Here is a 9,716-nt window from a genome sequence, read left to right on the forward strand (position 1 = left end):
GCTTATTCCCATACCGACGTGGTTAAAAGTTACGTCGGCATTCTCTGCCAGGGAAAAAGCGACTTCGACTCCTTAGAAACAGTGCGCGATGACGATGCATTTCTTCTCTCCTTAAATCTTGCCCATGTTCCTTCCAGCCCCACGGTTCGCCAGCGTCTGGATCAGGTGGCAGCATCCAAGCTTGGACAATGAAACGATATCCTCATCCGCACGGGGCTGGACCTCATTCAGCGCCTCCATGCCCCGCTGAGTGGGTGTAGTTTGATCAAAAGACGTACGTTCCGCTCGACATTGACGCCTCTCCTTCATGGGCAAATCTTACTCATGCCGGATATTGAGGTGAACATTTACTAGACCAATCTTCAGAGTGACCCGTGGCGGGTCATTGAGCTTTACCGCGATCATGCCACCAGCGAGCAGTTTCACAGTGAAATCAAGACGGATTTGGACTTAGAACGGATGCCGGCAGGGAAGTTTCAAACGAATGACTTGGTGCTGCACATCGGTCTGCTTGCATACAACCTGTTACGCGTCATCGGGCAAGAAAGTTTGCGCCTGGACGGTGCACCGCTTCGCAAACACGTCCATCGGCGCTTCAAAAGCGTCAAAAACATGATCGCCATTGCGGTTCGCGTAGTTCGCCATGCCCGAAGATTCAAGGGGGAATCGCGCCCGGACGAAGAAGAACCAGCGAGTTTATGCATGAAAAGTCCCGGAAGGTATGGAAGAAACCATAAAAAGATGTATATGTTTCCGTTTGTCTTTGATCGAAAAATCGACGAGGATATGTGAAAAAATATACAGTATAGGGGTTGTTGACAAGTTGGCGAACGATGTGTTAATGTTAAACACAGGAAATGCCCACAAAACCGAATCCGGTGGTTGCCTTATATCGCTGTGGACCGCAGCGATGTAAGGCGATATACCGGCATAAATCCGGGGGGGATTTATGTCGGTTTTTTGTTTAGCCAAATCACGGTTAACAGACCGTTTAGGTGAGCAATGATAGGGTAAAGAACATGATGGAAGGGGTGTGAATAAAATGAAGCTGGTCTATTCCTCCACTTCTAAAAAAGCAAAGTTGATGGGCAAAAAAGAAGCACGATTCAATGAGATCGTTCGCCGTGTTCGACAGCAATATTTCGGAAAAGGTCCGGAGAAAATTAAGACGTACTTTGTCGAGAATATTGCCATATCGATAATCGAAGGAAATCTTACCCCGACCGAGCGATTTATCGCTCAGACACCAGAAGGAGAAGAGATGGTTCATCGCGCGCGGACCAAAATGATTCAGCAGATCTACGCACAAAAGGTGCCGGAGGGAATGGAAGAGACGGTTGGAGCAAGATTTTTATATCTATTTTCTGATATCAAGGTCAAGGAGGACATTGCGGTCTCTGTGTTTGTTTTCGATCGGAAAATAGACGATTCCGAAGATGAGTATCCGGAAGAGGAAGGGATGTGATTGCATGAGTAAGCCGCTCATCGAAGTGGATCCGACGCGTCCTGCTGAAGAACAGCGGGAGGTGTTGCACAATCGTTGGCACCCGGATATTCCGGCAGCGGTAGAAGTTCGTCCGGGCGACGTGTTTATCGTCGAGACGATGGACTGGACCAATGGTCAAGTACGAAATGATGACGATGCGAGCGATATTCGAGATATGGATCTGACGCACAACCACATTTTAACCGGGCCGATCGCCGTTCGGGGTGCCGAACCGGGCGATCTTCTGGTAGTAGACATTCTGGATATCGGTCCGCATCCCAAGATGAACTGGGGTTACACGGGCATTTTCGCCAAGTCCAACGGCGGCGGTTTCCTTACGGAGCATTTCCCGGAAGCGCATAAAGCCATTTGGGATTTTCACGGAATTTATGCGACTTCCCGTCATGTTCCGGGGGTGCGCATCCCCGCCATCCCTCACCCCGGCATATTGGGAACGGCGCCATCCCATGAACTTTTGGCCAAATGGAACGAACGCGAGCGGCGATTGATCGCCCGCGATCCTCATCGCGTTCCTCCCCTGGCGCTGCCGCCGGAGCCTCGTAACGCCATTCTAGGGCGGTTAAAACCGGGTACTGCGGAATTTGACCGTATTGCAGCGGAGGGAGCGCGTACCATCCCGCCCCGGGAAAACGGGGGCAATCGGGATATCAAGAACCTTACGCGGGGGGCTCGAGCATACCTGCCGGTCTATGTGCCCGGTGCCAAGCTGACGGTTGGAGACTTGCACTTTACTCAGGGTGACGGGGAGATCACCTTCTGCGGAGCTATTGAGATGGCGGGATGGATTCAGTTACATGTTGATCTCATCAAAGACGGCATGAACAAATACGGCATTCGGCACGCCATGTTTGAACCAAGCCCCGTGGAACCTCGGTTTTCACGTTATCTGGTGTTCGAAGGTTATTCCGTCGATGAGTACGGCGAGCAGCACTATCTCGATGCGCACGTTGCCTATCGACGCGCCGTTCTGGAAGCCGTGGAATACTTAAAGCGCTTCGGCTATACGGGTGAAGAAGCGTATGTCATTCTGGGTGCGGCGCCCGTGGAAGGGCGCATCAGCTCGATCGTCGATATTCCGAACGCGTGCGCCACGCTTTGGCTGCCAACAGAAATCTTCACCTTCGACATCCTTCCGAAAGCCGAAGGTCCGACGCCGAAGATTCAGGGCGGCCGATTGGCACGCCCTCACTGATGTCGATGTCCTAGGCCGTTTGAGGCCGTTTATGATCGATCGAAACAGCCGATGGTGGCCTTATATCGTGACAGATGTAGGGCAACGCACCGGCACGACCTTCATTAAGGCGAAGGCTTGATGAGGTCGTGTCGGTTTTTGTGTTTAAGGTTTTCACCGTCAAAATTATGAAAGTTGTCCATCCCAAGAGGGGGTACCGAGAAGTGAAAATCAAAAATCGCTGGCTGATCGCCGCATCTGCCGTCGGCATTCACCTGTCGATCGGTTCGGTTTACTCCTGGAGCGTCTTTACGAAACCGCTCATGAATCAGCTGGGGTGGCAGCTGGGGCAAGTCTCGTTTACGTTCAGCTTGGCGATCATGTTTCTCGGGCTTTCTGCCGCGTTTCTCGGGCATTTCGTCGAGCGATACGGCCCTCGCGTGTCGGGAACGCTCTCGGCGATCTTTTTCGGCATCGGCATGATCGGGGCGGGGTTTGCCGTCTCCGCCGGCTCGCTGCCGCTTCTGTATCTGTTCTACGGCGTTCTGGGCGGCATCGGCCTCGGCGTCGGGTATATTACGCCGGTGTCCACGCTCATCAAGTGGTTCCCCGACCGCCGCGGCTTGGCCACCGGGCTCGCGATCATGGGATTCGGTTTTGCCTCATTGATCGCCGGCCCCATCTTTGCCCGCCTGATCGAAAGCGTGGGCATCGCTTCGACCTTCTGGATCATGGGCGCGATTTACTTTGTCGTGATGTTCGCCTCGGCCCAGTACCTCGAGCCGCCTCCTCAAGGGTGGTTGTCCAAAGGGTTTACAGAAAAGGTGAAGGCGAAGGCGCGGACGGTTCCGCAGGATTTGTCGCAGCTTACGGCCAATGAGGCGGTCAAAACGCGCCGTTTCTGGTACTTATGGCTGATGCTGTTCATCAACGTGACATGCGGGATTGCGATTTTGTCGGTGGCCTCTCCGATGGGGCAAGAGCTCGTCGGCATGAGCGCCCAGGCCGCGGCGGCGATGGTCGGGCTGCTCGGGTTGTTCAACGGCCTGGGGCGCATCGCCTGGTCTTCGATTTCCGACTATATCGGCCGACCGAACGTCTATACGACGTTCTTCGTCCTGCAGATCGGCGCGTATGCGCTTTTGCCCTTCGTCAAAAACGCGCTTCTCTTTCAGCTGCTGCTCTTTCTCATTCTGACCTGCTACGGCGGCGGGTTTGCCTCGATTCCGGCGTACATCGGCGATCTGTTCGGGACGAAGCAGGTGGGGGCGATCCACGGATACATTCTCACCGCCTGGTCGGCGGCGGGATTGGCCGGCCCGTCGATCGCTTCCTGGGTGCGCGAGACGACCGGCAGTTACGCGGAGATGCTCTTCGTCTACGTCGGTTTTTTTGTCGTGGCCTTGGCCGTCAGTCTGCTCATCCGGATCGACATCGCCCAGCTGAAAAAACAGATTAAGGCGCGGCCGCCCGTTCAGGCGTAAAAAGGGGGATGCGCCATGGAGCCGCTGGCCCGGAGGAACGTCCTCAAACTTCGAGGCGACCGAGTCGAATGGATCGAGGACGTCGTGGCGGCGGAAATGCCGCTGACGGTGATGGTCGGCGGAGAAGAACTGGCCACGATTTTATGTTCGCCGATCGATCTGGAGGACCTGGTGCTCGGGTTTCTGGCTTCCGAAGGTCTCGTTCGTACGATGAAGGACGTTCGGTCGATCTCCATCGACGAGGCGCGCGGCGTGTCCTATGTGGAACTCGCGCATCCTCCGGCGCTCGACTTCCGCGCGCTTCACCGTCGGACGTACGGGTCTTGCTGCGGCCGTGGCCGCGCCCAGTTCTATTTCCAAAGCGATTTGAAAACGGCAAAATACGCGGTGAGCGAGGTCGTTCTGACGGCGGATGACGTGCAGGCGATCATGCGCGTCTTTCGCCAGCGGTCGATGCTGTTTAAGCAGACGGGCGGCGTGCACAATGCGGCCTTGGTTACCAAGGAAGGCATCTTGCTTATGCGCTCGGACATCGGCCGGCATAACGCCCTGGATAAATTATACGGCGCCTGGCTCAAGCAGCCGTTTGCGCTGTCGGACAAGGCGATCGCGTTCAGCGGGCGGCTGTCGTCCGAGGTAGTCTTAAAAGTCGCCAAGATCGGTGTCGGCCTGATCATCTCCAAATCGGCCCCGACGGCCCTCGGCCTGTCGCTGGCGGAAGCGCTGAACATCACCGTCGTCGGCTTTGCCCGCGGCGAGGAGATGAACGTCTACACGCACCCGGAACGGATCTTCCTTCCGGAACGACCGTCGGCCGGGCGTTCGTCGCAACTTGAAATCGAGCGTCAACGTTGATGTGGAGGGAAGATCATGTTGGAGCAGCGCGAACGGACGTGGACGATTACCGTAAACGGGGTTCAAAAAAGCGTGGATCCGGCGCGACTTCCCAAACCTGCGCGCCGGACGTATGACGGCCGTGCGGCGTGGACGCCGACGGTGCTGGAATGGCTCCTCAGCGAAAGCATCGTCATTCCTCACGTCTGTTATCACGAGAGCTTGGGACCGATCCAGACGTGCGACACGTGCATCGTCCAGGTCGACGGCGAACTCGTCCGCGCCTGTTCAACGCCGCTTCGCGACGGGCAGGTCATCGAGACGATGGCCCCCCGCGCAGAAGCGGCCCGGCGCGAAGCCATGGACCGCATTCTCGTCAACCATGAGCTATATTGCACCGTCTGCGACAACAACAACGGAAACTGCGACGTACACAATACGGTCCGGGCGATGAACATCGACCACCAGAGCAAGCCATTTACGCCGAAGCCGTATGCCGTCGATGACAGCCACCCGTTCTACCGCTATGATCCGAATCAATGCATCCTCTGCGGGCGGTGTGTCGAGGCCTGCCAGAACCTGCAGGTCAACGAAACGCTGTCGATCGATTGGAGCCTGGATCGCCCGCGCGTCGTCTGGGACGGCGGGGTGCCGATCGATGAGTCGTCGTGCGTCTCCTGCGGGCACTGCGTGACGGTCTGCCCGTGCAACGCGCTGATGGAAAAGTCGATGCTCGGCCGCGCCGGGACGATGACCTCGCTCAAACCCGAAGTGTTGCGCCCGATGATCGAGGTGACCAAGGCCGTTGAGCCGGGGTACCGGCAGATTTTGCTCCTGTCGGAGATCGAGTCGAAAATTCGCGAGCGACAGATCAAAAAGACAAAAACGGTCTGCACGTACTGCGGCGTCGGATGCAGTTTTGAGATCTGGACCAAGGGTCGGGAAATTTTAAAGGTCGAACCCAAGCCGGAAGCACCGGCGAACGGCATCTCGACGTGCGTCAAAGGGAAATTCGGCTGGGATTACGTCAACAGCCCGGATCGCCTCACGCGGCCGCTCATCCGCAAGAATAATCGGTTTGTCGAAGCGACGTGGGACGAAGCGCTCGATCTCATCGCCGAGCGGTTCTCGGACATCCGCGCGCGTTACGGTCCCGATGCGCTTGCCTTCATCGCCTCGTCGAAATGCACGAATGAAGAAGCTTATTTGATGCAGAAACTGGCTCGAGCGGTGATCGGCACGAACAACGTCGACAACTGTTCGCGATATTGTCAATCTCCGGCGACGGAGGGGCTGTTCCGTACGGTCGGCTACGGCGGAGATTCCGGCTCCATCTCCGATATCGCCCAGGCCGATCTGGTGATCATCATTGGCTCGAATACGGCGGAGTCGCATCCCGTGCTGGCTACGCGGGTGAAGCGGGCCCAAAAACTGCATGGACAGAAACTGATTGTCGCCGACCTGAGGAAGCACGAGATGGCAGAGCGCGCCGATTTGTTCCTGCGCCCTGAACCGGGCACCGATCACGTCTGGCTTTCCGCGGTGACCAAATACATCATCGACCGGGGATGGGCCGATCGGGCGTTCATCGAGGCGCGGGTCGAAGGCTTTGACGAATACGTCCGGAGCCTTGAGCCGTTTACGCTGGCGTACGCGGAGAAGGTAACCGGCATCCCGCAGGCGGATCTCATCCGCGTCGCCGAAAGCATCCACGCGGCGCGTTCGACGTGCATCTTGTGGGCAATGGGCGTCACGCAGCAGTGCGGCGGGAGCGATACGAGCACGGCGATTTCCAACCTGCTCCTGGTGACTGGCAACTACGGTCGGCCCGGCACGGGCGCGTATCCGCTCCGAGGCCACAACAACGTCCAGGGGACGAGCGACTTCGGTGCGATGCCGATGTATTTTCCGGGGTACGAGAAGGTCACCGACGACGAGGTCCGGCAGCGCTATGAGGCGGCCTGGGGCGTCAAGCTTCCGGCGCACCCCGGGCTCGACAACCATCAGATGGTGGACGCGATCCACGCAGGAAAGCTCAAGGCGATGTACATCATTGGCGAAGACATGAGCCTCGTCGACGCCAACGCGAACTACGTCCAGGCGGCGTTCGAAAAGCTGGAATTCATGGTCGTGCAGGATCTGTTCTTCAGCAAGACCGCACAGTTCGCCGACGTCGTCCTGCCGGCCAGCCCGAGCCTGGAAAAAGAGGGGACCTTCACGAACACGGAACGTCGCATCCAGCGCCTCTACCGGGCGCTTGAGCCGCTGGGCGAATCCAAGCCCGACTGGGAGATCATCATGGCCATCGCCAACCGTCTCGGTGCCGAATGGACATATCGCCATCCGAGCGAGATCATGGCCGAGGCGGCTTCCCTGGCGCCGCTTTTTGCCGGCGTGACGTACGAACGGCTAGAAGGGTTTCGGAGCTTGCAGTGGCCGGTGGCTCCGGACGGGACGGATTCGCCGCGGCTGTACGAAAAAGAGTTTCCTTTCCCGGGCGGAAAGGCGCGGCTGGTCCCGGTAGCGTGGATTCCGCCGGAGCCGGCCGAACCGGTCTACGATCTGCATGTAAACAACGGCCGGCTGCTTGAGCATTTCCACGAAGGCAATATGACGTACCGTTCCTCCGGGCTGGCGCACAAGGTGCCGGAGGCGTTTCTGGAGGTATCGCCCGAACTGGCGAAGGAGCGCGGCATCGAAACCGGGGCGCTCGTCCGCCTGATCTCCCCGTACGGCTCGGTCAAAGTGCGCGTGCTCGTCACCGACCGCGTCCGCGGCCGGGAACTGTATCTGCCGATGAATGACGCCGGGGAAGCGGCGATCAACTATTTGACGAGTTCGAAGACCGATCGCGTCACCAACACGCCGGCGTACAAAGATGTGAAGGTGCGGATGGAAGTGATCGAACCGCGCGGGAAGAGCCCACTTCCAAAGCACAATCACCGGTTTGGCCGCCGTACGCCGCAGAGCGGCGTGCAGGTGGAGAAGAAGTGGGCGCGCTCCGATTACGTCTTTCCCGGAAAGGAGCGTTGACCGATGGCGAGAGCGATCTCCTTCGTTCGCCCGTCGGAAGAGGAAAGGGCAAAGAAAACAGTGCAGCCGGACGCGGCGCTTGAGGAAGCGATGGCGCTGCTTGCGGCGCTCCATGAGGCCGGCTTCCTTTCTTTGCTCAAAGGCGCGGTTTTGAGTCGAAACGAAGTGCTCGAAATCATCGTGCAGGCGATCAACACCGATGAAGGGAAGCGGTTTTTGAAAAACATCATTCAGCTTATGATGCTCTTCGGGTCTAAAGAGCTGGAAACAGCGATCGGCGTCTCGCGTGCCGTGCTGAGGAATATGGATGAGGCGGCGGCGTCGCTCGAGGATCCACCGCCGAAGTGGCGCCACCTCCTCGCCGCGGTCAACGATCCGGATGTGCGCCGCGGCCTGGCTTTTCTGCTTGCAGTGGCCAAGGCGCTGGGCTGCGCTTTTCGGGCGCCTCAGTCATAAAACCATAAAACGTGAGCACGGCAATCGCAAAAAAATCCATGCGGAAAGAGAAGCTCTTTAGATCAAAAAACAAAGCACCTACGATTGCAGAACATGTTTCCGACTCTTGATCGTGTAAAGTTTCGGTAGGCAGCAGGCAGGAATCGTCGCTGTTCAAAGCGAATGGAGATCTCACCGAAAAAAATACCGGCCTTTTCGGCCGGTCAATGGTGGTGAAATGCTATGAACTTCTTTCGACGCTTGATCTCGCTGTTCCTTCAGTTTCTGAACAAAATTCTTTGGCTTCAGGGTCAGACTCTCTCCTTTTCGCATTATCGCAGCTGGAGGAACATGTGGTTGACGCGATACGCTGGCTGACTTTGGAAGTGCTGACACTTCTTCTGGAACAGGTCGATGTCGAGCTGATGTAAATGCGAGATACCCGTGCATGGCGTCTGGTGCGTGCAAAATCGCGGAGCGTGCTCAACGCGGTTTGGGAAACTTCGGATCCGGCGGCACTTTTACCGAAACGTCGAGACCGGAGATACGATCCGTCCAACAGTTTCCTTCTTTCATAATCAATGCTACACTTAATCTATGAAACGTGACCTAGAAGAACACTATCCGTTACGCAAAGCAGCCGAAATACTTGACGTGCATCCCATTACTTTGCGCCGTTGGGAAAAGGCGGGCAAAATCCGCTGCATCCGCACGCCTTCCGGCCAGAGGCGCTTCCCCAGGAGCGAAATCCTGCGCCTCCTGGGTGAAGCTCTGCCTTCCGGCCGCAGGGCGGTCCTCTACGCCCGCGTATCTTCGGCTAAACAGGCCGGAGCGGGTAACCTGGAACGCCAGAGGCAGCGCCTGGAGGAACACTGCCGGGCCAGGGGCTACGAAGTGGTTGCCGTCATCGCCGAACAGGGCTCCGGGCTCAACGAAAAACGCAAAGGGTTGGCCCGGCTTTTCAAAATGGCCCGCGAAGGCCAGATGGACCTAGAAGGCTGGTGAATTAAGTCCACTGGATCGACCATCTTCGCCTGACGAAGTGTGACGTCAGAACGAATAGAACCGTCAAAAATGCGGCCACTTCCCTTGTGAGCCTTTCGTATGCCGGTTTGAGGCACACGAAACTCCCGGTCTGTGGGCGCTTCCGCACATACCGGCTTAATCGTTTGAGATTCTGCACTACAGCCGTCAGGATGGCTTGCTCTTGCATCGCTTCCAAGCCACGGCTTCGAGCACGGCTTAAGCCGTG

Annotated in this window: 9 protein-coding genes and 1 pseudogene; all 10 read left to right on the forward strand. The window is 57.2% G+C overall.

Features of this window, described 5'->3' with window-relative positions; translation table 11 throughout:
* The first annotated feature begins 18 nt into the window (after nucleotides 1–18).
* Nucleotides 19–192: a hypothetical protein gene (locus SA87_RS13585; protein ID WP_169816956.1), complete on the forward strand. Its 174-nt coding sequence runs from the start codon at nucleotides 19–21 to the stop codon at nucleotides 190–192.
* Between the two features lie 114 nt (nucleotides 193–306).
* Nucleotides 307–651 (forward strand): annotated as a pseudogene (locus SA87_RS10120) (transposase); the annotation flags it as partial.
* 433 nt (nucleotides 652–1,084) lie between these two features.
* A complete protein-coding gene (locus SA87_RS10125; protein WP_066202629.1) occupies nucleotides 1,085–1,465 on the forward strand; it encodes a Na-translocating system protein MpsC family protein in 381 nt (126 codons plus the stop codon).
* Nucleotides 1,466–1,469: 4 nt separating this feature from the next.
* Entirely contained in the window at nucleotides 1,470–2,699 is a 1,230-nt protein-coding gene (fmdA, locus tag SA87_RS10130; RefSeq protein ID WP_066202580.1) for a formamidase, read from the forward strand.
* Between the two features lie 167 nt (nucleotides 2,700–2,866).
* Entirely contained in the window at nucleotides 2,867–4,162 is a 1,296-nt protein-coding gene (locus SA87_RS10135) for an L-lactate MFS transporter (RefSeq protein ID WP_066202633.1), read from the forward strand.
* A 15-nt stretch (nucleotides 4,163–4,177) separates the two neighbouring features.
* On the forward strand, nucleotides 4,178–5,017 hold the full coding sequence (fdhD, locus tag SA87_RS10140) for a formate dehydrogenase accessory sulfurtransferase FdhD (protein WP_066202582.1): 840 nt from the start codon (nucleotides 4,178–4,180) through the stop codon (nucleotides 5,015–5,017).
* Between the two features lie 15 nt (nucleotides 5,018–5,032).
* On the forward strand, nucleotides 5,033–8,029 hold the full coding sequence (gene fdhF, locus SA87_RS10145) for a formate dehydrogenase subunit alpha (RefSeq protein ID WP_066441973.1): 2,997 nt from the start codon (nucleotides 5,033–5,035) through the stop codon (nucleotides 8,027–8,029).
* A 90-nt stretch (nucleotides 8,030–8,119) separates the two neighbouring features.
* On the forward strand, nucleotides 8,120–8,485 hold the full coding sequence (locus SA87_RS10150; RefSeq protein ID WP_169816957.1) for a helical membrane plugin domain-containing protein: 366 nt from the start codon (nucleotides 8,120–8,122) through the stop codon (nucleotides 8,483–8,485).
* 209 nt (nucleotides 8,486–8,694) lie between these two features.
* Nucleotides 8,695–8,895 carry a hypothetical protein gene (locus SA87_RS13590; protein WP_169816958.1) on the forward strand — a complete coding sequence of 67 codons (201 nt, stop codon included), beginning with the start codon at nucleotides 8,695–8,697 and terminating at the stop codon, nucleotides 8,893–8,895.
* Between the two features lie 166 nt (nucleotides 8,896–9,061).
* A complete protein-coding gene (locus SA87_RS10155) occupies nucleotides 9,062–9,469 on the forward strand; it encodes a recombinase family protein (RefSeq protein ID WP_082718420.1) in 408 nt (135 codons plus the stop codon).
* Nucleotides 9,470–9,716 lie beyond the last annotated feature (247 nt).

This window comes from Hydrogenibacillus schlegelii (assembly GCF_001653195.1).
Taxonomy (GTDB): Bacteria; Bacillota; Bacilli; order Thermicanales; family DSM-22653; genus Hydrogenibacillus; species Hydrogenibacillus schlegelii.